This window comes from Spirosoma harenae (assembly GCF_054776975.1).
Map to the genome: position 1 here is coordinate 116,166 of NZ_BAAHBD010000026.1, position 26,270 is coordinate 142,435.

The 26,270-nt window shown below is 42.9% G+C and carries 19 protein-coding genes; 13 read left to right on the forward strand and 6 right to left on the reverse strand.

Annotation, left to right across the window (positions count from 1 at the left end):
* Positions 1-125: 125 nt before the first annotated feature.
* Together ACYVE4_RS24880 and ACYVE4_RS24885 are read left to right on the forward strand one after the other, a co-directional pair.
* Entirely contained in the window at positions 126-722 is a 597-nt protein-coding gene (locus ACYVE4_RS24880) for a MiaE family protein (RefSeq protein ID WP_461042980.1), read from the forward strand.
* A gap of 566 nt (positions 723-1,288) precedes the next feature.
* On the forward strand, positions 1,289-4,273 hold the full coding sequence (locus ACYVE4_RS24885; protein WP_461042981.1) for a PD-(D/E)XK nuclease family protein: 2,985 nt from the start codon (positions 1,289-1,291) through the stop codon (positions 4,271-4,273).
* Positions 4,274-4,324: 51 nt separating this feature from the next.
* Here ACYVE4_RS24885 and ACYVE4_RS24890 read toward each other — a convergent pair whose 3' ends face one another.
* Positions 4,325-6,145, reverse strand: coding sequence for an acyl-CoA dehydrogenase (locus tag ACYVE4_RS24890; RefSeq protein ID WP_461042982.1), 1,821 nt, complete (start codon positions 6,143-6,145; stop codon positions 4,325-4,327).
* A 150-nt stretch (positions 6,146-6,295) separates the two neighbouring features.
* Here ACYVE4_RS24890 and ACYVE4_RS24895 point away from each other — a divergent pair, with 150 nt between their 5' ends.
* The 7 genes from ACYVE4_RS24895 (at position 6,296) to ACYVE4_RS24925 (ending at position 14,876) form a co-directional block, all read left to right on the forward strand.
* Positions 6,296-6,829 carry a DUF2911 domain-containing protein gene (locus tag ACYVE4_RS24895; RefSeq protein ID WP_461042983.1) on the forward strand — a complete coding sequence of 178 codons (534 nt, stop codon included), beginning with the start codon at positions 6,296-6,298 and terminating at the stop codon, positions 6,827-6,829.
* 245 nt (positions 6,830-7,074) lie between these two features.
* A complete protein-coding gene (locus ACYVE4_RS24900; protein WP_461042984.1) occupies positions 7,075-7,950 on the forward strand; it encodes a hypothetical protein in 876 nt (291 codons plus the stop codon).
* Between the two features lie 100 nt (positions 7,951-8,050).
* Positions 8,051-10,006, forward strand: coding sequence for a sialate O-acetylesterase (locus tag ACYVE4_RS24905; protein WP_461042985.1), 1,956 nt, complete (start codon positions 8,051-8,053; stop codon positions 10,004-10,006).
* Positions 10,007-10,551: 545 nt separating this feature from the next.
* Positions 10,552-11,211, forward strand: coding sequence for a response regulator (locus ACYVE4_RS24910; protein ID WP_461042986.1), 660 nt, complete (start codon positions 10,552-10,554; stop codon positions 11,209-11,211).
* A gap of 25 nt (positions 11,212-11,236) precedes the next feature.
* Positions 11,237-11,812, forward strand: coding sequence for a hypothetical protein (locus ACYVE4_RS24915; RefSeq protein ID WP_461042987.1), 576 nt, complete (start codon positions 11,237-11,239; stop codon positions 11,810-11,812).
* Positions 11,812-12,972 (forward strand): hypothetical protein, encoded by a 1,161-nt coding sequence (locus ACYVE4_RS24920; RefSeq protein ID WP_461042988.1) that lies wholly within the window; start codon positions 11,812-11,814, stop codon positions 12,970-12,972. Before ACYVE4_RS24915 ends, ACYVE4_RS24920 begins: the two co-directional genes overlap by 1 nt.
* On the forward strand, positions 12,972-14,876 hold the full coding sequence (locus ACYVE4_RS24925) for a T3SS effector HopA1 family protein (protein ID WP_461042989.1): 1,905 nt from the start codon (positions 12,972-12,974) through the stop codon (positions 14,874-14,876). The genes ACYVE4_RS24920 and ACYVE4_RS24925 overlap by 1 nt, the downstream gene beginning before the upstream one ends.
* Here the strand turns inward: ACYVE4_RS24925 and ACYVE4_RS24930 are convergent.
* The 3 genes from ACYVE4_RS24930 to yidD all read right to left on the reverse strand — a co-directional run bounded on the left by ACYVE4_RS24930 (position 14,864) and on the right by yidD (position 17,866).
* Positions 14,864-16,795, reverse strand: a complete 1,932-nt coding sequence (locus ACYVE4_RS24930; RefSeq protein ID WP_461042990.1) for a tetratricopeptide repeat-containing sensor histidine kinase — start codon at positions 16,793-16,795, stop codon at positions 14,864-14,866. The genes ACYVE4_RS24925 and ACYVE4_RS24930 overlap by 13 nt on opposite strands.
* Positions 16,796-17,198: 403 nt before the next feature.
* Positions 17,199-17,579 (reverse strand): co-chaperone GroES, encoded by a 381-nt coding sequence (locus ACYVE4_RS24935; protein WP_461042991.1) that lies wholly within the window; start codon positions 17,577-17,579, stop codon positions 17,199-17,201.
* Between the two features lie 77 nt (positions 17,580-17,656).
* Positions 17,657-17,866: a membrane protein insertion efficiency factor YidD gene (gene yidD, locus ACYVE4_RS24940; RefSeq protein ID WP_461043018.1), complete on the reverse strand. Its 210-nt coding sequence runs from the start codon at positions 17,864-17,866 to the stop codon at positions 17,657-17,659.
* A 145-nt stretch (positions 17,867-18,011) separates the two neighbouring features.
* On the opposite strand from yidD, the gene lgt reads away from it, so the two are divergent.
* The 4 genes from lgt (at position 18,012) to ACYVE4_RS24960 (ending at position 23,588) form a co-directional block, all read left to right on the forward strand.
* Entirely contained in the window at positions 18,012-18,860 is an 849-nt protein-coding gene (gene lgt, locus ACYVE4_RS24945) for a prolipoprotein diacylglyceryl transferase (protein ID WP_461042992.1), read from the forward strand.
* Positions 18,861-19,056: 196 nt separating this feature from the next.
* Positions 19,057-21,147: a S9 family peptidase gene (locus ACYVE4_RS24950; protein ID WP_461043019.1), complete on the forward strand. Its 2,091-nt coding sequence runs from the start codon at positions 19,057-19,059 to the stop codon at positions 21,145-21,147.
* 41 nt (positions 21,148-21,188) lie between these two features.
* Positions 21,189-22,838: a M1 family metallopeptidase gene (locus ACYVE4_RS24955; protein WP_461042993.1), complete on the forward strand. Its 1,650-nt coding sequence runs from the start codon at positions 21,189-21,191 to the stop codon at positions 22,836-22,838.
* A 120-nt stretch (positions 22,839-22,958) separates the two neighbouring features.
* A complete protein-coding gene (locus ACYVE4_RS24960; RefSeq protein ID WP_461042994.1) occupies positions 22,959-23,588 on the forward strand; it encodes a transposase in 630 nt (209 codons plus the stop codon).
* Positions 23,589-23,641: 53 nt separating this feature from the next.
* Here ACYVE4_RS24960 and ACYVE4_RS24965 read toward each other — a convergent pair whose 3' ends face one another.
* Together ACYVE4_RS24965 and ACYVE4_RS24970 are read right to left on the reverse strand one after the other, a co-directional pair.
* Complete coding sequence (locus tag ACYVE4_RS24965; RefSeq protein WP_461042995.1) at positions 23,642-24,589, reverse strand: carbohydrate kinase family protein; 948 nt, start codon at positions 24,587-24,589, stop codon at positions 23,642-23,644.
* Between the two features lie 81 nt (positions 24,590-24,670).
* Positions 24,671-26,206 carry an MFS transporter gene (locus tag ACYVE4_RS24970; RefSeq protein WP_461042996.1) on the reverse strand — a complete coding sequence of 512 codons (1,536 nt, stop codon included), beginning with the start codon at positions 26,204-26,206 and terminating at the stop codon, positions 24,671-24,673.
* Between the last annotated feature and the right edge of the window lie 64 nt (positions 26,207-26,270).

Consider the following 26,270-nt stretch of genomic DNA (forward strand, 5'->3'; position numbering starts at 1 on the left):
CCAGATAACACAAAATTGGCCAGCTAAGTTATGAGGTTGTCTGAGCAATGTATCTTTGTAGTAATCCTTCTTTGGCCATTTTTAGTGTATAATAGACTAGCAACAATTGACTGACGACTAACCTTATGACCCTAACCACATTAGGTCTCGAATTGCCAACCGACCCTCGCTGGGTCAATATTGCAGAAATGAATATTGGTGATATTCTAGTCGATCACGCATACTGCGAGCAGAAAGCTGCGTCGTCGTGTATTTCCCTTATCGTACAATATTCAGACAAACAGGAACTGGTGGAGACGCTGACGCCCGTAGTCGCAGAAGAGTGGGGGCATTTTCAGCGCGTGCTGAAAGAGTTAAAAAAACGGAATATTCCACTCGGACGGCAACGTAAAGATGAATATGTCAATCAACTCCGTAGCCGGTTGCGACGACCTATTGGCGATCAGAATGAGCAATTAATGGATAACCTGCTCATTAATGCGCTGATAGAAGCGCGTAGTTGCGAGCGTTTCAAACTCCTTTCTGAACATATTGCCGACGAGGGTTTACAGAAGTTCTATCGAGAATTGATGATCTCAGAAGCAGGCCATTACCATAATTTCATCGAATTGGCTGAAACATATATACCTGCCGAGCGCGTTCGGCAGCGGTGGAAAGAATTTCTTGCAGTTGAAGCGGATATTATGGCCAACCTCGAAGTTAGAGGTGATAGAATGCACTAAGTAATTATATATGGTAATCAATTGGCTACTCTTGTGTAATGATAATTATATAAATGTTAAACAAAAGTGAATTTGGATTTTGTTTGGATTAAATTATATATTTATATCATGTAACGAATTAACGGCCCGTTGGCGAAAAAAACGTTGACTAAGTACACCCTAACTTTAGTTTTTCGTTTGCCACTATTGAACTTTTACAAGTATGAGTCGTAAGAATTTTCTCCCCATTCCTGGCCCCTGGATTATTGTCTTTCTAATTTCATTTGCCTTGTTTGTCGTATTTGTTGAGTGGATCTGGAGTTTATTTTAATAATAGTTGAACCGTTGATTGTTGCTATTCGAATTGTGCTCATCAATTCTTGCAAATAAATGCCTAACAGATAAGAAGATAAAGTCAATCCGCACTTTTTGGGTAACATGGTTCAGTTTACTTTTACTAAGCCCAACCCCTCTAATACCACGAGTAAATCCTGAATTTGTCTCCTGGTGTCGCTGATAATCGTTCGCATAACGGTTATCTTTACTGACTGGCGACTACAATTGCCTGTTTATGTACACGCCAACTTATGACGTTTCTTCAGCAAACGGCCCAGCGCATTTTTGAAGTCCATGGCCCCAGTCTGAGCGATGTTTGGGTGATCTTACCAACTCGACGGGCTGTATCCGTTTTTTTAGACGACCTGGCCGCTCTCTCTGATCGTCCCTTTTTAGCTCCTCATGCATTGGCGGTCGACGATTTTATCAATCAGGCTGCGGGTGTTCAGTTGATCGATTCTATTAGCTTACTGTTTGAACTGTATGAGGTATTCAAGGAGATTGATCCCTTGGTTGAGTTTGAGCAATTTATCGGCTGGGCATCTGTCTTGCTGGCCGATTTTGACCGGATTGATCAATATTTGATTGATGTCAAAGAGCTGTTCAGCTATTTAACGGCGGCCAAAGCGCTCGAACGGTGGCAGGTAGACAGGGGCGAATCGGCGAAGCCTATTGTTGAAACTCCCGGTACAGCTCGTTATTTCAAGCTTTTTGACAACTTACACACAGCATATAATTCCCTTCACCAGCGTCTGACAGAGCAGGGTTTAGCTTATCGGGGTATGGCCTACAGGATGTTGGCACAGCAGGTTGAAACCCTGATTCGGGATAATCTGGCGTATGAACGACTTTATTTTGTTGGTTTTAATGCATTAAGCCGTGCCGAAGAACGGATCATTCGGGTGTTGGTCGATGCGAAGAAAGCGGAACTGATCTGGGATGCCGATCAATATTATATGAATGATTGGCGGCAGGAAGCTGGCGAATTTCTGCGTCGGTATCGTAACAATGGATGGTTTTTCTCGAAACAAAATCATGAAGACCTGGGTCAAAAATCGAACAACCTACTAAATACCCGAAAGACGGTTCGAATTGTTGGCGTACCGAATGCCAGTATGCAGGCAAAAGTGGCCGGAAAAATTTATAATGATTGGCAGAAGGAAGACCACAAAGGGCAGCGAGTAAAAACGGCGATTGTACTGGCAGATGAAACCTTACTTATTCCGGTACTCTATGCGCTGGATGAAAACGTTGTCGATCTCAATGTGACGATGGGGCTTTCGTTACGGTCGTCATTGTTATTTACGTTGATTGACACACTGTTTGAAATGCAACGGACAGTGCATGAGTTTCGCTCGAAAGATGGTTTCAACCAACGGATTCCTAAATATCACCATCGGCATGTAGTGAAGCTGCTAAACCATCCATTTATCAAACAATATGAGCGAATTCGGGAGCTGATGTGGCCGGGTGAAATGCGGGAATCAGGCGAAATAGTACCTCCTGAGCCTTTATTCCAGTGGATCTCCAAGGAAATTGTGCAAAATCAGCGTGTTTATCTGACAGAAGAAGAACTCCAGCTTTTAGGCCAGAATGATCCACTCTTTCGGGTATTGTTTGCCCGTTGGTCAGATCATAATCCAATGAAAGCGATAAGTACGTTCTATAAACTGATTGAACTCCTGCGCGATGTGTATCGAGTAAGTCAGGATGCCATCGAAATAGAATACCTGTACTTGTTTTTCACCTTGTTGAAACAACTGGAAGCAACGTTGGAAAGACAGGAAGCAGAGGGCATAGATTCACCCACCGTTACTGTACGGAGTTTTCGGCAGTTTTTATACGAATTGATTCGTCAGACGAGCATACCGTTTACGAGTGAAGGGAAGAGTCAACTGCAGATCATGGGGATGCTCGAAACCCGGGCGCTGGATTTCGAACGCGTCATAATTTTGTCCGTGAATGAAGGCGTTCTACCGCAAACACGAAAACTCAACTCGTTGATTCCCTTTGATATTGCTTCCGAACTGATGCTCCCCACGTATCGTGAACAGGAATCTGTAATGGCGTATCACTTCTACCGGCTGTTGCAGCGTGCCAGCGACATTGTACTGTTGCATACTACATCGACGGATGCGTATGGAAGCAGTAAAGGGGAGCAAAGCCGGTTTATTCGGCAAATTGAACACGAATTGGCACCACGTTCTGAAGGATTGATTCAAGTCAGTCATCCAACGGTTCGTTTTGCCCAAAAAGATACTCCTGCGGTAACTGATTTAACGAATATTCAGGTTCCGAAAACAGAAACGATTCGCGAAAAACTAATTACATTGCTGACAACGAGAGGATTATATCCTTCGTATCTGAATCAGTACATCAGCTGCTCTATGCGATTTTACTTAAGTCGGATTGTTAATATTGCGGAGGAGGAAGATATCGAGGAAAAAATGGGTGCTGCCGAATTCGGTAGCTGGCTGCATATGGTGCTGGAGCGTCTGGATAAAGATTACCGACTCAAGAATCTGCCGATCGACGAAACCATAATCAAAAGTCTGCTGGAAGAAGAGTTCACTAAGTCGATGAAAGGACGGGTTATTGAGTCGGGGATGAATTTGCTGTTGTATGAACTTGCTCAAAAACTCATGCTCGATTTTCAGCGAGAGCAAAGTAAACTTGAAGGGTTGGTCGTAATTGCTACGGAGCAAACACTCGAAACATTTCTGGATGTGCCCCTTGATAAAGGTAAATCAATTCGTGTTCGGGTTGCTGGGAAAGTCGACCGTATTGAGCGATACAGGAATCAAATCCGAATTGTGGATTATAAAACCGGTCGTGTCGATTTAGATCAGAAAACGCCAACAGATTTAACAGAAAAGCTTTTGAAAGATGGCAGGGAAGACAAAATGCGACAGTTGTGGCTCTATCGATACCTGACACTTAAAAATATTCGCGATTATGGCGGAGTACCACTTGATAAAGCAAAACGCGACATTTTTCCCGCAATTGGATTGCCGGTTGAAGCTGGATTTTATTCTTTTCGGGATTTGAATGGAGGTTTTAAAACGAACCCCGTCCGGTTTGATAATCAGGATAATCCGGATCAGTACATTGCTGATTCGGAGGAATTACTAGGTCAGTTGATTCGGCAGCTTCTTGATGTAGCCGAACCCTTTAAAAAAACAGATCGGCTGGAGACGTGCCAGTATTGCGATTTTAAAAGAATATGCGGACGATAATAATCCTGGTTGAGTGCCATACGTGAGGCACTCAACCAGGATTACATAGATTTACAATACCAACTCTTTCTCACTGACAATCGTCAAAACCGCAGGGTCTTTGAGTCGAACAGCCAGCCCTAGTGTTTTAGGCACTTCGTAGTGAAAAAAGTACTTCATCGTATGAATCTTTCCTTCGTAAAAGGCCAGATCGTCGCCCTGAGGATTTTGGGTAAGTAATGCCTGTTTTGCAACGATTGCCTGTTTGAGCCATTGCCAGGCTACAACAACGATGCCCATTAATTCCAGAAATAGCGTAGCGTCCGACAGATACCGTTCAATATCACCCTGCTGGGCATACGGCATCAGGCTCATGACGACCTCTTGTGTACGCTTGAGCTCGGCAGCTAAACTGTCGGCATACGGTTTCAGATCACTGTGAATACTAGCTTCTGTTATTGTTTTACTTATCTCGGCGAACAACAATTGAGGGGCTTTTCCGCCTTTCATCGTCATCTTTCGACCTAACAAATCCTGCGCCTGAATGCCTGTAGTTCCTTCGTAGATTGGCGTGATGCGGATGTCGCGATAGAGTTGTTCTACCGGGAAATCTTCCGTAAAACCATAGCCCCCAAGCGTTTGTACGCTTTGACTAACCGACTGAACACCCATTTCTGACGGATAAGATTTTGCCATCGGCATCAGCAGGTCGAGTAATAGAAACGCATTTTCTTTCACTTCACCCTCGGCTACCTGGCTAATGTCATAAAGCCGGGCTGCTTCAAGCAATAAAGACAATGAGCCTTCTGTGACCGCTTTCTGAAACAAGAGCATTCGCCTGACATCCGGGTGATTGATTATAAATGTTTGTGGTGAATCCAACTGGCCTTTCTCATTCAATCGGCGACTTTGCGGACGTTCTTTGGCGTATTGCAGAGCTGCATAATAAGCAGCCGTGGCAATAGCCGTAGCAGTCATGCCTACACCAATTCGAGCTTCGTTCATCATCTGAAACATATAGGGAAGCCCCTGATTGGGTTGGCCTACCAGATAACCGATCGTATTATCGTTGGAGCCCATGGTCAAGTGCATGGCTGGCACTCCTTTCTGCCCCATTTTATGATAGACACCCGTTGAGATCACATCATTGTCCACAAAAGCGCCGTGTTCGTCTTGTCGGTATTTTGGCACGACGAAGAGAGAAATACCTTTTGTGCCTTTCGGAGCGCCATCGATTCGGGCTAACATCAAATGGATAATATTTTCGGCCGCGTCATGATCACCCGCCGAGATAAACACCTTTTGCCCTTTAATTTTATAGGCTCCTGGTGCGGAATTGTCGTCAGTTATTGGTGTTGCTGAGGTGATTACATCAGACAGTGAGGAACCTGCCTGTGGTTCTGTTAGTGCCATAGTTCCCTGCCATTTGCCTGTCAATAAGTCGGGTACGTATTGGTCAATCAATTCGGGCGAACCAAAAGAGGTGATCAGGTGGGCGGCTCCAGAAGTGAGTCCCGTATACATCATACCGTTATTAGCAGCCATGATGACAAAGCCAACGCAGGAGCTGATCATTTCAGGCAATTGCTGACCACCATGTTCGAACGAAAAACCTGCCCCAATGAGTCCGGCTTCGCCCATCGCTTTCAGGTATTCTCTTATTTGCGGATGAACCGTAACCCGACCGTTTTTTAACTCAGGCTGGTTTTTATCAACATCCTTCAGAAATGGGTGCATGATCGTATCGGCAATATAGATGGCCGAATCGAGCACGAGGTTAAACGTTTCACGATCGTGTGCGCTGAAATAATCGTATTTTGTTAATTCCTCGGCTTTAAAAACTTCATGTAATAAAAATTGTAGATTTCGCTTGCTGAAATAGGTCGCTGCCATGTTGGGCTTTGGATTAAAAGGGTCACTAAACTAGGCTGAATATTCAGCCTAAAAATACTACCTTTTGGCCTAGTATTTGTACGTCAATTGAAAAACCATCGTTTACATTTTATCGTTAATAAACGGTAGACAACCATTTAATTTTTAGCCATGAAAAATCTTATTGGAGTATTTATTGCCTGTTTAACAATGGTATCGCTGGTGCAAGCGCAGGATTCCAAAGCGCCAGCAAGCCCGAAAATGACTGTCGAAAGCCCTGATAAAAACATTAAAGTAGTTTATGGCCAGCCATCCAAAAAAGGCCGGGTAATTTTTGGGCCAGAGGGTTCCAGTAGCCTGGAAAAATACGGAAAAGTTTGGCGTACGGGCGCGAATGAGGCAACGGAGGTAACGTTTAAAAGCGATATCATGTTCGGTGGGAAAATGGTGAAAGCGGGTACCTATACCTTATTTACAATTCCTGGCGAAAAGGAGTGGAGCGTTATTCTGAATAGTACATTAGGCCAGTGGGGCGCTTATGACTACGACAAAATAAAAGGCACCGATGTGGCTATGGTAAAAGTACCGGTTTCGATGAATAAAACGCCCATCGAAAAACTGACGATTACGCCATCAAATTCAAGTATTGCTATAGCTTGGGACAACATGACAGTTTCTGTCCCTGTAATGAAGCATGGTTCTTAAAAATAGATTAGTTTGCACAGAGGATTTTTTTGCCAAAAAGCCCAATTATTTAAATTGGGCTTTTTGCATTTTAAGCACCTTTTAATCAGTCGTTTTTGTCCTCAATAGGCTCACTTTTCTCGAAAACAGGCTATAAATTGGTCGTTAACTAATTTTATTGTGTATTTCTGAAAAAAAAGTTAGTAAGTAGTTAACAAACACACGTTTATACCGTTATTTGCGAAAGACATGAACTGAATCGCCTGATGAGAAAAATCTACTTGCTGTATGTACTGCTCGGCCTGGCCGTACTTCCTGCCTGTGGTCAGGGCGTTACGGACTATTATCAGCTCCCCGAAAATGGGCAGCAATACAAACGGTTACTAAGCCGTTACGGAGGCCCTCAGGTGCGCGATAGGTGGTATGTTGCCCTCGATGGCTTTGTCAGAACCGACCGGGCTCAACTCGATAATTCATTTAATGGATTGATACAAAGCGACCTTGTCGGAAAAGCCGGATGGGGTGTTGTGGTTGGCTGGGCGTATCGGGAACGCTGGATGGTTGAGGGCGGATATGCCCGAATGCCGATTCATACGCAGATGACAATTAGCAATACAACTCCTGCATTGTCTATCCGTTATTCAAACGATCAAAATTCGTTTGTTCTTAGAGGAAAGCGTCTTTTATTATCAACCAGTAAACCCTGGCTTCGATCAGGTTTTTGGGTTAGCGGAGGGATGTGGGTTATTCCAAACACTAGTCCCCAGGAAGGACGCGTATCCGTGACGGGTTTTCGGCGTCAGGGACGTTACGAAACGCAGGAAGCATTTCAGCTCACCAGCGAAACAAATACAAATGCCAGAACAGCTACTTTAGCCGAATTAGGGGCTGAATATAATGTTCGCTTAACCAACGCCCTTGATTTGGGATTGTCTGTCCGTAAAATATGGGGCCTCTCCAATTCAGTAACGACAGATATAACGTATACAGCTAGTCGGATGGCTCCCCAGCAAACGCAATTACTGGGTGCAGGTTCTGGAATGAGTTACGGCCTAACGCTTCGCTATAATTTTGCCGTTCGGCGTACGCTGTCGAATGTATTGGATATACAGGGTAAAACTCCCAAAGGTAAAATTCAATAAACGACTTGAGTTTCTGAACAGTAGGCGATCCAGGTGGTCGCCTTTTTTCATGGTATCCATCCCTAATTCGGGATCGAATCAATACTAAACCCTGAATAAAATGAAACGATTAAGCTGGGCAACATTCTTTTTGACGGTGTTGGCTGTGAACGCTGTATTGGCTGATGTGCGCTTGCCAAATGTATTTGGTTCTCACATGGTTTTACAACGACGCAAACCATTGCCTATATGGGGATGGGCTGAGGCTGGCGAGAAAATAACGATTAGTCTGAACAACCAGACAAAAACCGGTAAAGCAGATAAAGCTGGGAAATGGCAGATAATACTAGATCCAATTGAAGCGGGTGGACCTTATCAGCTTGTGGTGAAAGGCAAGAATAACACCGTTACATTCGACGACGTGCTAGCTGGTGAAGTCTGGGTATGTTCGGGGCAGTCGAATATGGAATGGCCATTACGAGCGGCAGCCAATGCAAAGACCGAAATTCCGTCGGCTAATTATCCGCAAATCCGGCAATTGCTGGTGAAAAAAGATATTAGCTTGACTCCAAAAGAGAATATAGAAGGTAATTGGAGTATATGCTCGCCCGAAACAGCGTCTGATTTCACCGCCGTGGGGTACTTTTTCGCCAAACAACTCCAGCAGGAATTGAATGTGCCGATTGGATTGATCAATACATCGTGGGGTGGTACACACTCCGAGACATGGACGAGTAGGGACGCTCTTAATCAGAATGATGAGTTACGAATGGTCGCCAGTAAATTGCCCGCTAACTATGAAGAAGTGTTAAAAAGTGGAGCTGACCGTATTCAGAAGTTGATTCAGGCACAGCAGGGAAGTTTACCAACTGCTTCGGAAGTTAGTATGTGGGCTGATCCGGCTTTTAATACCACACAGTGGAAGTCGATGAACGCCCTTGGCGACTGGGAATGGAAAGGCTTACCAACCCTGGATGGGGTAGTTTGGTTTCGGCGCGAGGTGATGATTCCCGAAGGTAGTAACCCGAAAAAAATAATGCTACAATTCGGCCCAGTTGACGATCGGGACTCGACCTATGTAAATGGACAATTAGTTGGCAGTACAAACAACCGTTCGCCAAGATCGTATTCACTACCCGACGGTTTAGTAAAACCTGGCCGTAATATAATTGCTGTTCGTATTCGGGATGTTGGTGGATCAGGGGGTATGATGGGAGACGCAGACCAGTTAAAACTAACAGGAGAAGGTCTTTCAATTCCATTGGCAGGCGATTGGCAGTATCGAATTGAATCCGTAAGTGAGTCTTCCTATAAACCAGGGCCAAACACCTACGCAACCCAATTATTCAATGCCATGTTGAAGCCCCTGATTCCGTACGCAATACAGGGCACAATCTGGTACCAAGGAGAATCCAATGCCGGACGAGCCTATCAATATCGAAAGTCGTTTCCACTGATGATTCAGGATTGGCGACAACATTGGGGGTATGATTTTCCCTTTCTCTTTGTCCAGTTAGCGAGTTTTAATGCAGCTAATGGCGATAGCCGAAAGGGGAGTACCTGGGCTGAGTTGCGCGAAGCCCAAACAATGACATTGCAACTACCCAAAACCGGTATGGCTGTCACGACGGATATCGGAGAACGGTCAGATATTCACCCAAGAAATAAAGAAGATGTGGGGAAACGACTAGCCGCTGAAGCGATGCGTGTCGCGTATAACAAAGCTGGAGTCAGTGCAGGGCCAATGTTTAATAAACTCAATATAGAAGGAAATCGGGCAATATTGACGTTCTGGAACGCTGAAAAAGGCTTACTGGTGAAGGACAAATACGGTTATCTGAAAGGTTTTGAAATGGCTGGAACCGACCAGAAGTTTCACTACGCCAAAGCCGATATACAGGGGAATGCCATTGTTGTTCACGCCGATTCAGTCTCGACCCCCGTTGCCATTCGATACGGGTGGGCCGATGATAACAGCGATGGAAATTTGTACAATCGGGAAGGCTTCCCGGCAGTACCCTTTCGAACAGACAACTGGAAGGGAATAACAGAAGCGGTCAGATTTGGTGAACAATAAAGCCCCGTTTTGATCTGCATCCGCCAGCGATCTTTATAATATACCATGTTATGGTCGAAAAACGAAGATAGTCAAACGAATCATTTCCTTTGTCAAGAGTAATAGTGATGCCATAGGTAATGACTTTGGTAAAGAAAAATTTGAGCCATACCTTAGCCTATTACGAATGAATGGCAACCATAAAATCTTCCGCTGAGAAGTACTTTAAAACTTTAAATTTGACGAGTGAAATTCGTTATTTTGTAAATAAAAAATCTTTGTAAATGTATTCCTATAGAATGCCAGGTTGTTTATTTGTTTCTGTGCGTAATTAAATAAGTTTTTGAATTGATTCACAGATTCATAAACTACAAATTAATTTGAAAGAATAGTTTTTGTTAAATATCTTCCGTTTTCGGATGATTGAATAAGTTACTTAGCTTTTAGGTGGGAGTTGTACTATTTATTAAGCAATTACTAATTGCTTAATAAGGCAGATTTATATTTCATAAGATAAGTTAGCTGACGACAAATTTGGGTTTTAATAACTGGATCTTCTTAAGGCAATGAAACCGATCAAAGTATTACTGGCTGATGATCATGATATGATGCTCGATGGCTTAACTGCATTATTAGATACATTGGAACATATTGAGGTTGTCGGTGCCGTAAGAAATGGAGTTCAGGCGCTGGTTTTTCTGGAAAATTATGAAGTTGATGTCGTTCTTGCTGACTTAAATATGCCTCTTTTGAATGGTTTGGGGCTTAACTGGGAAATTCGTAAACGATTCCCAAATGTGCGTGTATTGATGTTAACAATGATTGATGATGCAGACCAAATTCGTGATGCTATCCAGAGTGGTATTGATGGATATATATTGAAGAAAGCCAATAAAATAGAACTAGAACGTGCGATTATTTCAGTAGCGGCCGGAAATAAGTATTTCGAACATGCAGTTATTCAGCAATTGGCTCAAATTCCTGTCAGGAATTCTGTAGGAAACAATTTACAGCCAGACGATATTGTACCGCTTACTGCTCGTGAACGAGAAATTTTATTGCTCGTCGCTCAAGGATTAACGAATCAGGAAATTGCCGGAAAAATTGTCCGTAGCCAACTCACTGTTGACACACATCGCAAGAACATTTTCCGTAAGCTTGGCGTAAATAATGTAGTTGAATTAGTGCATTATGCTGTTAGAAATGGTCTTATACCAAACGCTTAAATCATAGTGATAAATAAAGTAACCTATGTATTCTAAAGAAGAACCGGATTTTGATGAAGTAAACAGGTTTCGAAGTGATCCTATAAACTTCCCTGTTACTGCATTAATTAATAAGCCTCCTGTGCTAACCAGAGTAGCGTTTGATACAATTCGTGATCAAATTATACGTGGTTGGGTTTATAAAGAAGCCACTGTGGGCCTAAAGCCATTCGTGAAAACGTTTATTATTCCTGAATTTGAACAGAATTACCCTGGGTTTGAGTGGTATGATGCAACGAAAACCTACGGCGTAGTTTATGTGAAAGGACACGGCCTGGAAAAAAAATTATTCTTTGAATGGTCTAGTGATGTTGTGTTTTATTGCCCTAAAATCTTTCAAGATGGGACAAATTTAGTTGCCGTTAAAAAAGAAATTGAAATAGTAGGAAACCCGGTAGGTAATCGATTTTTTAAAGATGAAGTTTTTCACTATCTGGATCAGAGACGTAAATTCTGGATTAGTTTTCCATTTGGTGAACTTGATACAATTAACAACCGATTCAAATCGCTGGCTGAGGGTAGTTATAACTGTGAAAGAACTAAAGCAATAAACAGAATATAATGATTGCACTAACTGGTTATACGCTTCCTGATTATCTTGTCAATCGTGGATTGCTCTCTTACGCAGACTTGAGGGACCCTAAATGGACATTTATAGAAAATCGATTTACTCAGTCGCTAAATTCGAATTTTATTGTTTTGTATTCAGCTGAAAACAGCACTAGGAATTACTTCCTGAAACAACCTGTCAGCCTCTATTTTACAGATGATGGATTACAAACTGAGGAAGATGTATTGCTTGTTTTGCAGAAAATAAATACGCTGCAACCCAATATTCTTAAGTTCATCAAACATCCGAACATCTACAAAGATGGTATTGTTCGATATGATAGTGTAAATCGAGTTCTTTTGCTGCAATATCAGAAAAGCAGTTCTATTCTGGATATTTTAAAGGGAACGATAGCTATTCCCAGAAGAAATTTTGATAAACAGAATGCTGTAATAGCACAATTAGGCAAAACATTAGCCAAATTTAGAGAAGAGTTACCAAGCTCTATAGTTGACAGAATCATTGTTACAATTTTTGAAAAAAGAGCTTTTTCTCCTGACTTTAAACCGTTCAAACCTTTCAAACCATGGTTATTGGACCTGGTAGATCGGGATGTTGATCAATTGACTTCAAGTAATTCCCCCTATGTTGAAAAACTAGGAACTTTACTTTGCAACACAAATGTCAAGAAAGTATTGAATGAGTTAAATATCGGCTGGGAATATTCTCATCTTATTAATTCAGACGCTAGCTTATCTAATGTTCTAGTTAAGAATGAAGAGCAAGAGATACCGGAAATACTATTAATTGATTGGGAAATGGCTGGATATGGTCCCGCACTTTGGCAACTTGCGGGCGTTGTCGCTGATTTTCTCTCATTTATTGTTTATGAGAATCCTCCAATTTCTGAAGAGCTCGTATGGAAACATCTGGAAGTAATATTTCATAATTATTTCTCAGTGATTCCTTTAAGGTCTTCTGGGGGAATTTATGGTGAGCTTATAACTACATTTCGGTATGCTGGTATTATTCTGCTTCAACAATATTATCGTTGGGGGGCAGCTTATTTACACTCAGGTAATTCTGTTCATCCTGACAAGTTTATGCTGGGTAAAGATTGTTTATTAACACCTGATATTGTTTGGAAAAATAATAAATTCCCTAGCCTGTAATGAAGAATAATTTTCGCAAACAGATTCAAGAGATTACTGACCACATTCGTGTCATTGGTGAGGAAATTTATTTACTGCCTAAACCAGATCAATTACCACCCAATTCTAGTAATAAAGATATAGAGATGGAGTTGGCTAGATTTGGTATATCTATTGATAAATCTGACCTGAAGTCATTACTATCATTATATATCTATCTTAACTTTTACGTTTTACCATTCAAAAAAGCACAGGAATGTAAAGAGACTGCTCTTTTGGCCCCTGACAATGGAACAGTTAGTGGTATAACCTATGAGGAAGCTACTGGTATACGTATAGACTACTGGGTTGATTCATACTGGAAATACGCAAAACCAGAATCTGATCATCAATATCCTACTAAACAAGCACTTCGAAAAGGAAGCCAAGGGCAATGGGTGGGAAATGGCGAGTACGTAGAGTCGAATCTGATTATTTTTGATGATGATCCAATTCTAAATATTCACCAACAGACCCACGAATTTGCAGTAGGTTCACGCGTTGGAAATTATAACTGGATTTATGGGAAAAATCTTCCCTATTACGACGATAATAAAGGAAGCGTTCGGTTCTACTTTCACTTAGTCCCTTTTCGTTATTCGGCAGCATTATTAGCCCGTGAAATTCAACAAGGTTTTGATTTATATGAAGTTCCGTTTACATTTAAGTTTTTAGCATTTGAAGAAGATTATCTATGTCGATCAGACACGGCTGTACTTTATGTGTCTAAGAAATACTTGTATGTAGTTATTCATCTTTTGGCTAATATTTATAGTTTATTTCGAGGAGCAACTTTCAAACATTCACAACCGGTTTTAGAATCCGAAACACCCCAGTTTACTTATCAATTAGGGTATGGCATTTCGTTTGGAGAAAATCCAGAAAACAATGATAGTTTTGGTTTTAATCGTTGTAAAATTCTTGCAGATGCGCTATTTAGAAGCAAAGCTGAAACTTCGGAAGGTCGTCTAAATGATGTCTTGGAATTTCTTGAGGATGAAAAGGGATTTCATGTTGATGAATTCTATAAAAATCCTGATAGCCGGACGGACTACAATTTCTTTTTTAAACTTTTTCACAACATAGTAATTGAAAATCTTCGCACTGGCCGACGTAAAGATGATAAACAATTTCGGGATGATGCTCTAAAGTGGAATGGATACCGACGTATCAAAATTCGTTTGTCGGATGAAGCTGAGTGGTTTGGACAACCAGGCGTTTATCGTCGAAAATATCTTGTAGCAGCCGTCCGAATTGCGATCCGATTATGCAGGGAAGCTGTATGGTATCCAGTTTCGGTTGATGGTACCGATCAAACGGATGTTTCCATATGGAAATGTAACTGGCTAAGTTTCCAGCCGTTCGAATCCAATTCCGAAGAAAGAGGATATCAATATCAAATGTTATCAAATTTTGGAGGTGCAGAAGTTGGAACCGAGAGTGTGCAAATATTTTTGGCTAAGATATATGTTAATTATTACGAGTCCCTTTTGTTCAAAAATACAGCAAAATGGGCGGATGTATCATTTGGCGAAGCTGATCCAGATACTAATAAATTATTGTGGGGTGATGAGAATATTCGGCTTGCCTGGGCATACCTTCAACTGCCTGAAAATGCTGAAGAACGTAAGAGATTTATAGACGATTTGAAAAAGAAAAGAGAGCTAACAAGAGAACAATTAGATTTTATTTATGCTAATGAGTTAACTAAAGAACAGGTAGAAAGACTAGCAGATTTTATTATTGAGCGTTTCATTGATTTAGGGCGTCCGTTAGGAAATGGGTATTACACAGAAGACCCAAAGACTAGAGAATTATTTTCTGCAAATAAACGATATGGATTGGCTGGTTTAGGTGAGTTTTTTCTGAAAGTTTATGAATTATAAGCTGTAACCAAAGTGAGGGTGAAAGCTGTTCCCTGAGGAACAACAGCAGCGATCTCCATTTGACCATTCAGGCTAATAATCCGATTCTGTAAATTCCTTAAACCCATACCTTCACTTCGGGTAAAAATATCGTCGGGTAGACCAATTCCATTATCAATAAAACTAAGAATCAATTGATTGGATTCTGGCAAAAAATCCAGTTCAATCGACGCTTCTGTAGCTTGTGCATGTTTTAAAATATTGGTAATTAATTCGAGGCTTATACTATAAAGCTCCATTTCTGCTTTTTTTTCCAAATGACCAGCGATATAAGTACTCATAAACGAAAATTGTGTACGATCCCCTCTGTTTAGATCGTCAACAAGATTTTGTAAAGCTGCCGTAAGACCATTTTTCTCCAAAACAACCGGCATCAAATTGTGGGAAAGATTTCGAACATCGGAATAAGCTTCGCCTATAAGGGTTAATACACGCTCATATATTTTTCGTTCTTTTGTCGTGTAATTATCTGTATCCAAGGCTTCAAACTGCCATTTTAAACCTGATAAGGTACTTCCCAGATTGTCGTGCAGTTCTGATGCTACACGTTTACGCTCCAGTGATTGGCCGTTGAAAAAAGCTTCCTTTATTTCATGGTTCATTCGAATTAGCTCCTCATTGGCAAGGGTCAAATCTTCCGTTCGTTGTCTTACTCTCGCTTCTAGTGTATTATTTAAATCTGTTAATTGAATGTTAGATTCAGCCAATCGTTCTTTCACTTCCATAATTTGAAAGCGCTGGGCTTCTATCTCTCTATTTTTTCTGTTTAGCGCTTGATTATTCCAAACCAACAAGCCAACAAATAGCAAGAACAGGATTAAGCCGCCAATTAATATTTTTCGCTCGGTTTCGTTTGACTGTATAATAGCTTTTTGATTATCATTTTCATATCGAATCCGCAAAGCATCAATTTGTTGACGCTGCATATCTGCCGTGTTAATATCCTTTAATTTAATAAGTTTCTGATAATAAGTTAAAGCCAAACGAAAATCTCCCTGCTTGGTATAAATTGTATATAGGGTATTATAGATATCTCTTGACGTTGCACTACGTATTTTATTTTCTCTATTCTCTGCCTGTTTGGCATATCGCAAAGCACCACCTTTATCACCCATTGCTAGCAAAATACGAGCAGTTTGGGAATCGGCGTCAGCTAGATCATCTGCATTTTTAAAATTAAGAGCTCTAAATTGACTTATATAGTGTAGTGCTTGTTTTAAATTGCCTTTCTTTTCATAGCATGTTGCTAGATTGATTAAGCCTAGAGCCTCCACTTCTTTTAGCCCAATTTGTTTGTTCTTCATAAGGCATATATTGAAATAAGTTATTGCTCTATCATAGTTTGCTTCATCGAGATAACCCAATCCGATATTATTAATAGTAATCAGATATCGGCGCCAGTCATGGGCTCGTTTTAGATGTGGAAGCGCTTTCAAAAAGAATTGTTGTCCTTTCTTCCTATCACCCATCTTGTTATGACTGTCACCTAAAAAGCGAAGGCTGTAGCCCATACAGGCTTCGTCCTTAAGGGTTTCAGCCAGATACAAACTTCTAAAAAGGTATTCACATGCCTTGTAATCCGACCCGGAACGCCCTAGCTTCAAGCCGATATAAGCGTTTGCCCACATCTCTCCTCGCACCCAGCTTTGTTGCTTGGCTAAGTCCAGCGCTTGATTTAAATATTGAAGCGCGTTCTTCATCGTTGGCTCTTCCAGTCCTAGTGCATTCAAGGTTTTGATTCGCAGCGTATCCGTGTTGCGCGATTGGCCTATAGGCGGCAAGTGGGCCAATATTCGATTGAGACTGTCTACTTTACCTGGCTGAGCCAATGAGAGAACAGCTAAGGTCATCATCCAACTGATAAGTACAATCTTTCGCATTTGCACCTAATTGATACTTTATTGCAGGAAGCTATTTATTGCTGAAAATAAGTAAGTAGTCAATCAAATACAAAAACCTGAAATTTCTTTCCTGACAGGTTATTCATAACCAATCACTACCAAGTAGATAAAATTTGTTAGTGATTCGCTAAAAATACCCTGATTCGGGTAGATAAATTACCGGATTCAGGTGATTGAGGAGCATGGTATTCATTCCGAATTTTGTAATGATCTTATTACTAAACAGTACAAAGATCTGCTATCTGCATCTTAATAAACTGAAAGATGCTTTCCGCATTCTAACCACTCCATGTAACATGCAAGCCGTAGCTTAGTCAATTCGACAGGGCTACGGCTTGACGATTTTTTATACGATATAATTGAAATTACTTCCCTTTAAGAGTTAGGACAGTAAATCCTCTAGTCTTTCCAGCATTAAAATTGAAGACTGTGGAACAATGACATATTGTTCACCTTCGTATTGTACATCGATCGCGTTTCGGTGTAGGTAGATGGCTAAATCTCCTTCCTGCGCCTGAAGGGGCATGTATTTTACTTTTTCCTCGGTTTCTTTCCAGGGCTCATCCTCGGTTGGTACAGGGATTGGATAGCCTGGTCCAACTTTGATCACGTAGCCAGCCTGTACCTGTTCTTTTTCCTGAACGGTTGGCGGTAAATAGAGACCACTGGCTGTGCGATCGGTCGGATCTTTGGGTTTAATCAATACTCGGTCGCCAACAACAAGTAGACGTTTCAATTTATTATCTGAGGTAATTCCAAGCATAGCAGTCGATAGTAGTGAGTCAAGTGTCAATGGTCAAAAATCGGGCGAGGTTAACTAATAAGCCAAAATGTCATAATCTACGGTACCGGGTCATACCCATGCCCACCCCAAGGATGACAACGACTAATTCGTTTAAGCCCCAGCCAGCTACCCCGAATTGGACCATGTTTACGAATGGCTTCAATGGTATATTGCGAACAGGTAGGAGTGTAGCGGCAAGCATTGGGAAAATAAGGCGATATGATTCCCTGGTATATCTTAATAAGGCCAATAAAAAAAGAAGTCATCATAAACCCTTAAACAGCAAAATCTCTAAAAACTTTCCCGCAATACGTATCTTTGCTTTTGATCGTTACCAGGATTGACGTTTGAGGGTTGTAGTGCTTAAACGTAATTCTCAAACTACGAAAGTCAAACGCATTCTTTTTTCTTATGCTTCAATACATCATTTGGGAAGTTAATCCCGAAATTTTCCACATTGGCTCATTCTCAGTTCGTTGGTATGGATTGCTATTTGCCCTAGGCTTCCTGATAGGGATGCAGATTATGAGCTATATTTTCAAGAAAGAGCATAAGCCCGTTGCCGATACTGATACACTGCTGATTTATATGGTGATAGCCACTATCCTGGGCGCACGGATTGGGCATTTCCTTTTTTATGAACCCGACGTTTTGTTGCATCATCCACTAACGGTAATTACTCCTCCATTTGCCGGACTTGCCAGTCATGGTGCTACGATTGGGATTTTAACTGGGCTATGGCTTTACTCGCGTCGGAAGCAAAGCAAGCTGACAAATCAGACATTTTTATGGGTGACAGATCGTATCGTTATTGTTGTTGCGTTGGCTGGTGCTTGCATTCGCTTTGGTAATCTGATGAACTCAGAAATCGTTGGCCGTCCGACGGATGTACCCTGGGCGTTTATGTTCATGAATAATAATGAATACGCCAAAATACCGCGTCATCCGGCTCAGCTGTATGAATCACTATCCTGTCTTGTTTTATTCTTTATTCTGCTGTGGTTCTGGAATCGCCAGAAAGAACGGACGCCACGCGGTAGTATGCTGGGGATTTTCCTGATCTGGGTGTTTGGTCTACGGTTCTTCTATGAATACCTGAAAGAAAACCAGGTTGCCTTTGAAAACGAACTTCCGCTTAATATGGGCCAATGGTTGAGTATCCCAGCCGTTCTGATGGGCATTTATTTCGTCGTTCGGAGCTATCGAACTCCGGTAGTTGTGCCTGCTATCAAGGATGAATCGGAAGAGATAACCTCCTGATAACCTCCGAATAAAAAGAGCTAATCGGTAGTTAGGCCTGCAGAGATAGCTTCACAGCAGAATTGATGTATTTTTGGTGATCAATAAACACCTCACAATCAATTTTGCAGTGAAGCTATCTCTTTCTTTTTTTCGTCAACAACTCGTTCTTTTTCTGATTATCAGTGCTGCAAAGGCACAAATACCTGGTCGACAAATGCAATGGTCGGCTGATGGAAATTCATCTATCTTCAGCGAACAGGGTGGTATTGTGCAAATGGATATTCGCACAGGGTGTAAAACTGTATTACTGTCAAAAGAAAAACTGCATTTGCCGGGGTCCAATCAACCGATGGCCATAGCGGCTTTTACCTTTTCGTCTGATAGCAGTAAAGCCTTGATTTTTACCAACACGGCTCGGGTTTGGCGATATAATACTCGTGGCGATTACTACTTGGTGAATCGAGTTTCGGGGGAGGTTCGGCAGGTAGGTAAGGGGCGACCCTCACAGTCGCTGATGTATGCCAAATTGGCGCCTAATGGTCAAAGCGTGGCCTATGTAAGTGAGCACAACCTGTTTGTAGAAGATGTTGCGACCGGAAAAATGACGCAACTCACCAAAGATGGAACCCGTAAACTAATCAATGGTACGTTCGACTGGGTGTACGAAGAGGAGTTTGATTGTCGCGATGGATTTCGGTGGAGCCCGGATAGTAAACAGATTGCTTACTGGCAGGTCGATGCGACCAGGATTCGGGATTATCTGATGCTCAACACTACCGATTCGGCTTATTCGCATGTCGTACCTGTTGAATATCCGAAAGTCGGGGAGAATCCTTCTCCGACGCGTATTGGAATTGTGGCTGCTACAGGTGGGTCCACCTCCTGGCTGAACATACCAGGTGATCCTCAGCAAAATTATCTTCCCCGAATGGCCTGGTTTCCGACAGGTAATTCGTTGATTGTTCAGCAGTTGAATCGAAAGCAAAATGAGAGTAAACTATTTGTCTGCTCGGTAGCTAATTCGACGGTTACTCCAATCTCTTCCGAAACCAGTACCGCCTGGATTGATGCAAAAGATGATCCGGCAGACTGGGACTGGATCGATGGCGGAAAAGCATTTATATGGGTTTCTGAAAAAGATGGCTGGCGTCACCTGTATCGAATGAGTGCTGATGGCAAGAAAGAAATTCCGCTAACCCCTGGCTCGTACGATATTGCCAGTATTAGTCAGATTGATGAATCTAGCAATCAGATTTACTTTATTGCTTCACCCCAAAACACAAATCAGCGATACCTCTACCGCGCACGACTGGATGGAAAAGGGAAGGCTGAACGAGTAACACCTGCCGATTTTTCAGGTACAAACAGTTACGTAATGTCGCCCAACGGGCGGTTTGCTCAACATTCATTCACGAACTACCAAACCCCACCGGTTCGGGAGTGGGTAAGTCTGCCCGATCACAAAGTCATTGGAACGGCTACTTCGGCTATGAAAATCAACACACTACCTAAGCCGAACATCAGTTTCTTTAGCGTGACGACCGATGATGGTGTAAAACTCGACGGCTGGATGGCGAAACCAACCGATTTCGACAGTACCAAAAAGTATCCAGTTGTCTTTTATGTATATGGTGAACCTGCCAGCAGCACCGTAAACGACGTATTTTCCGTGGGTCAGAACCGACTTTTCGCGGGCGATATGGCCAAAGCGGGTTATGTGTACGTAGCTCTGGATAATCGTGGTACACCGAATTTGAAAGGGGCTGCCTGGCGGAAAGCAATCTACCGGCAAATTGGCCGAATAAACGTCCGCGATCAGGCAATGGGCGCCAAGAAGCTGATGGCGCAGCATGCTTACATTGATACCAGCCGGGTGGCCGTATGGGGCTGGAGTGGGGGGGGATCCACAACCTTGCATTTGTTATTTCAATACCCGGACATTTACAAAACAGGTATTTCGATTGCTGCCGTTGGGAATCAGCTGTTTTACGATAATGTTTATCAGGAACGCTACATGGGATTGCCACAGGAAAATCGTGAGGATTTCGTTGCTGGATCGCCCATTACCTATGCAAAAAATTTGCGTGGAAATCTACTCTACATTCACGGAACGGGTGACGATAATGTGCATTATGATAACGCCGAAGTGTTAATCAACGAACTGGTCAAACATAATAAGCAATTCCAGGTAATGCCTTATCCGAACCGTACACATGGGATTTCAGAAGGGCCAGGAACAACTCAGCATTTGCAGACTCTGTACACAAATTATTTGCTCAAAAACTGCCCTCCTGGCGCTCGTTAATTCGTATTAATCTGGATAGATTATCGATAACTTGATTTCTCATGCGAACAAAAATCATACATTTTGCCATTCTTTTTCTCGGTCTGTTACCGTTCGGAACGTTGGCGCAGCGTTATCAATTTACACACGACGATACGTTACGAGGCTCTATTACACCTGAGCGTTCGTGGTGGGACCTGACATTCTACCATTTAAATGTTCGGGTGCAGCCGACAGACAGTACACTAAAAGGATCAACAACAATTCGATACAGAGTCCTGAAACCGGCGCAGGTTATGCAAGTGGATCTGCAGCGTCCGTTGCAAGTGCTGAAGGTTGAGCAGGATGGGCAGCAGTTAGCCGTTCGGCAGGATGGGAATGCCTATTTTGTAACGCTGTTAAAAAAACAGGTTCCTGGTCAAAACGAATCGGTTACAGTTTACTATGGTGGAAAACCTCATGTTGCCAAACGGGCTCCCTGGGATGGTGGGTTAGTCTGGAAGCACGATAAAGCAGGAAACTGGTTTATTGCAACAGCCTGTCAGGGATTGGGGGCCAGTGTGTGGTGGCCTTGCAAAGATCACATGTATGATGAGCCAGATTCGATGGCAATCAGTGTTACAGTTCCCGAAGATTTGACCGACGTTTCTAACGGGCGACTTCGTCGGGTGACGAAGAACCCAGACCATACCCGGACCTTCGATTGGTATGTGCAGAATCCAATTAATAATTACGGGGTTAACCTGAACATTGCCCGATACGAACATTGGACAGATGTATATAAGGGTGAAAATGGCCCACTGACTTTGAATTATTATGTTTTGCCCGAACATCTTGATTCTGCCAAAACACAGTTTCAGCAGGTTCCTAAAATGTTAAAAGCATTTGAACATTGGTTTGGGCCTTATCCATTTTATGCTGACGGATATAAGTTAGTTGAAACGCCCTATCTGGGCATGGAGCATCAAAGTTCGGTAACCTACGGCAACCGATTCCGGAATGGCTATTTAGGAACTGATCTGTCGGGTACTGGCTGGGGATTGCTTTGGGATTTTATCATTGTGCATGAGTCAGGACACGAATGGTTTGCCAACAATATTACCTATAAGGACATTGCTGATATGTGGATTCACGAGAGTTTTACGAATTACTCTGAAAATCTATTTATCGAATACTACTATGGTAAAGATGCTGGTGCGCAATATGTGATTGGAACGCGGGCTCGAATCCGAAATGACCGACCGATCATTGGTGTTTATAATGTAAACCACGAAGGGTCAGGAGACATGTATTACAAGGGCGGTAATATGCTTCACACAATCCGCCAACTGGTGAATAATGATGAGAAATGGCGTCAGATTCTGCGGGGAATGAATAAAACCTTCTATCACCAGACTGTTACTTCTGCTCAGATTGAGCAATACATGGTTCAGCAATCAGGACTTAATTTGAAACCGGTTTTTAATCAATACCTGCGAAACGCCCGTATTCCGGTGCTCGAATATCGGCCTGTAGCCAATGGTTTTCAATACCGATGGACCAATTGCATCCCTGGATTTTCCATGCCTGTGCGGGTTTGCCTGGGCGAATCAGGACCTTATCAGCAGCTCCAGCCTTCAGAACAATGGAAAACGCTGCCGGCCAATGGTGTAAAAGTGCTTACAATTGATCCTAATTATTATGTCCTAAGTAAACTGGTTAATGACGTGTAGCGTAGGATTTGACAAAAATCTAATCGAACGTTTACTCAAAAGATTGGCTACTGTATGTCAAGAAAATGTAGCTTGCTGGTAATTAAACTTAACCTTATTCTCATCTACAATAACTTGGGTATGCGAACGAAACGAAATGTACTTTGGGCTTTCCTGTTGCCAGCACTATTGTTGACAGGCTGTGGTAGCAGTAAAGAAAAGGAGGAGGAAGAGAAAAAAGACGAAGAGTCTGTATCGGCCCTGGGTGCTATGGGTGCCGTAAAAGATATGGTAGCTCAGGCAGAGGAGTTGCAGAAGAATGGGCCTGTTGAGACAGTTGATTTTCGCAAGTTGAAAGAGCTGCTTCCAGAGGATGTCGACGGCCTGAAACGAAAGGAAGCCACCGGCGAGAAAAATGGCGCGGCTGGGTTTGTTATCTCTACCGCCGAGGGTAAATATAGCAATGAAGACGGTAGCGAATCCATTGAGTTAGATATTGTTGACGGAGGTGGATCGGCAATGATGATCGGTTTAGCGGCCTGGTCGATGGTAGAGGTTGACAAAGAAACCGAACATGGCTACGAAAAGACGACGAAAATGGGTGATTACAAAGCCTTCGAAAAATATGATAATGATACTAAAAACGGCGAAATTGATGTACTCGTCAATAAACGATTCATCATTTCAGCAAAAGGTCATGGTGTCAGCATGGATAAAATCAAAGCCGCTCTCGAAGATATTGACCTGGATAAACTGGCCAATTTGAAGTAAGGTTTGGTGAAAATTAAAACAAAAGAGGGCTTATCGAATAAGCCCTCTTTTGTTTATTCAAAATCCCGGTAAAGCTGTTTCCGATCTACTTTATCTGGTAGCGGCCCTTGACGAGTTAATTTCAATTTGGCGAAAGCAGCACCCGCATGCGCACAGTTCCCAGGTGCATAACCATCCAGGTAAGCCGTCAGGAAACCAGCCCAATATGCATCGCCAGCGCCAGTAACATCCACAACGTCAATCTTTTTTCCGGGAATACGCGCTTGCTTCGCTCCGCCATCATACGATACCAGACTACCGTCGGCACCGAACGTCAGGCAGATCGTAGAGGCACCCATTCGATGGAAATCGCTTAAAACTTGCTCTGGGTTTTGAGGAGAACCGTACAATCGTTCTATATCATCCAGGCTTGCTTTGACTAATGCACCACCCGCGAAATAGTCTGTCAGAACCTGCCAGGCCTGGTCCCGGTCGGGCCAGATACTCGGCGCGTAGTTCGCATCAATGGTTATCTGACAACCCGCAGCCTTTGCACGCCGGGAAGCCTCAATAATCACACCCTGAGCTGGTTGGCGACTTAGGGCAAAACAAGTCGTGTGAAACAGTTGCGATTGAGCCAGTAATGAATCAGGTACTTGTTCAGAACGAAGCTGGCAATCAGCATGTCGATAAGCGACAAAATCAGGTGTACCAGATGTTCGGGAAACCACGACAATTGTTGTCGGTTCCAGCGGATCGGAGGTGATAAATTGAGTATCTACTCCTGATTCTTCAATCTGCCGAACCAAATATTTTCCGATGCTATCGGCGCCGACGCAGGCAGCTAAGGCCACATGACCGCCTAGACGAGCCATATTCGTCGCCATGTTGGCCGGGCTCCCGCCCTGGTAACGGCGAAAATCCTGCGCATCAATTAAACTGGTTGAAACATGATGGCCAATAAAATCAGCCAATAATTCGCCGACAGAAAGCAGGGCGTAGTGACGAGTTGAAGTTTCCATTCATAATATATTCCAATTGCAAACTAATTGACAAAGGAGGAGATTACAATCGGAACAGGAAATTTAAAATGAGTTTACCTATTAATGTCCACCGGCTCCAATTGGGAAGGCGGTTTCTTCAGTCTGTCGGATTTCTTTTACCAGGAAGCAGGAGGCCGCTGCCAACAATAGGCAGATACCAGCCAGAACAAGCGCGTTGCGGGGATCATCGCCCAATATGGGTTTATAATAAAGCGGTACGGTAAGCATCCCAATGAACTGCGGTACACAAATAAATCCATTAAAAATACCCATATAAACACCCATACGCTCTTTGGGAACTGCACTCGCCAGCATCAGATAAGGCATCGACATAATAGATCCCCAGGCAAGACCAATGGTTGTCATTCCAATGAGGTAGATCATTTTGTCATTGGATGTAAGTGTCAGAAAGAAGCCCATTGCTCCAATTGTAAGAAATACGGCATGGGTAGCACGCGCACTGCCGATGGCTTTAGCAATGCGCGGAATGAAGATAGAAATCACAGCACAGGAGATGCTAAACATAGCAAAGCAAAGCCCTCCCCATTTGGTACCTTCTTCAAACCCAGCCTTATTCGAAAGAGTATCTGGCGCGTTAAATGCGTATCTGGCGACGGATAGCGATAAATACTGCCACATAAGCGGGAGGCCGTACCAGGTGAAAAATTTAACCCACCAAAGTTGTTTCATGACGGTTGGCATAGCCGACAGGGAAGCTAACACTTCTTTAAAGATGGGGAGCATCAGAACCAAGTAGCTTCCGGCTAATACGCCAACTCCCCAAACCAAACCCGTTACCAGACCGCCGATGCGGGCTGCAAAAAAGAACGCCAGAATAGCCGCTCCCAATGCCAATGCCAAATGCCAGAACGAAATGGACTTTTTTTCTTCGTCAGTGAAAACGTGTTCGTCTTTGTAATTTTCATTAAGGGGAGGATACTCTTTCGTTGTGCGGATCGTCCAGAACACTGAGATTAAAATAGCAGCTGCCCCGATGTAAAACGGATACCGTACCGAGTTAGGAATTCCATTCGACAATTGGTCTTCCGACATAACCATCGATATCCCCAGAAGAGGCAACAAATAAGGCATCAGATTGGCTAAGGTTTGCCCGAACCCAACCATAAATGACTGTACGGCAAAACCAGTAGGCCGTTGTTTGTCGTTCAGCATATCGCCCACGAAGGCCCTGAAAGGTTCCATAGCCGAGTTCAGTCCGGCATCTAGCATCCACATCAGTCCTGCGGCCATCCAAACGTAGGACGAATTGGGCATAAATATCATCGCAATACTACCTAACAAGGCTCCAGCCAAAATAAACGGTTTCCGGCGACCCCATCGTGGCGACCAACTTCGATCTGAAACGGCTCCAATAATTGGTTGGAGCAATAGTCCGGTTAGGGGGCCAGCGAGCCAAAGACCAGGAATAGAAGCTTCATCGGCACCGAGGTAGCGATAGATAGGGCTCATGTTGGCCTGTTGGAGACCAAAGCCGTATTGAATCCCAAGAAATCCGAAACTCATATTCCAGATCTGCCAGAAACTGAGATTGGGCTTTGCTTTGGTGGAGGTTTTTTGAACACTTCCCGTTTGCATGGATTATTGTATCTTTAAGAGATTATCATAGGTGCTCCAGAAGAGCGAACAATAATACATACGG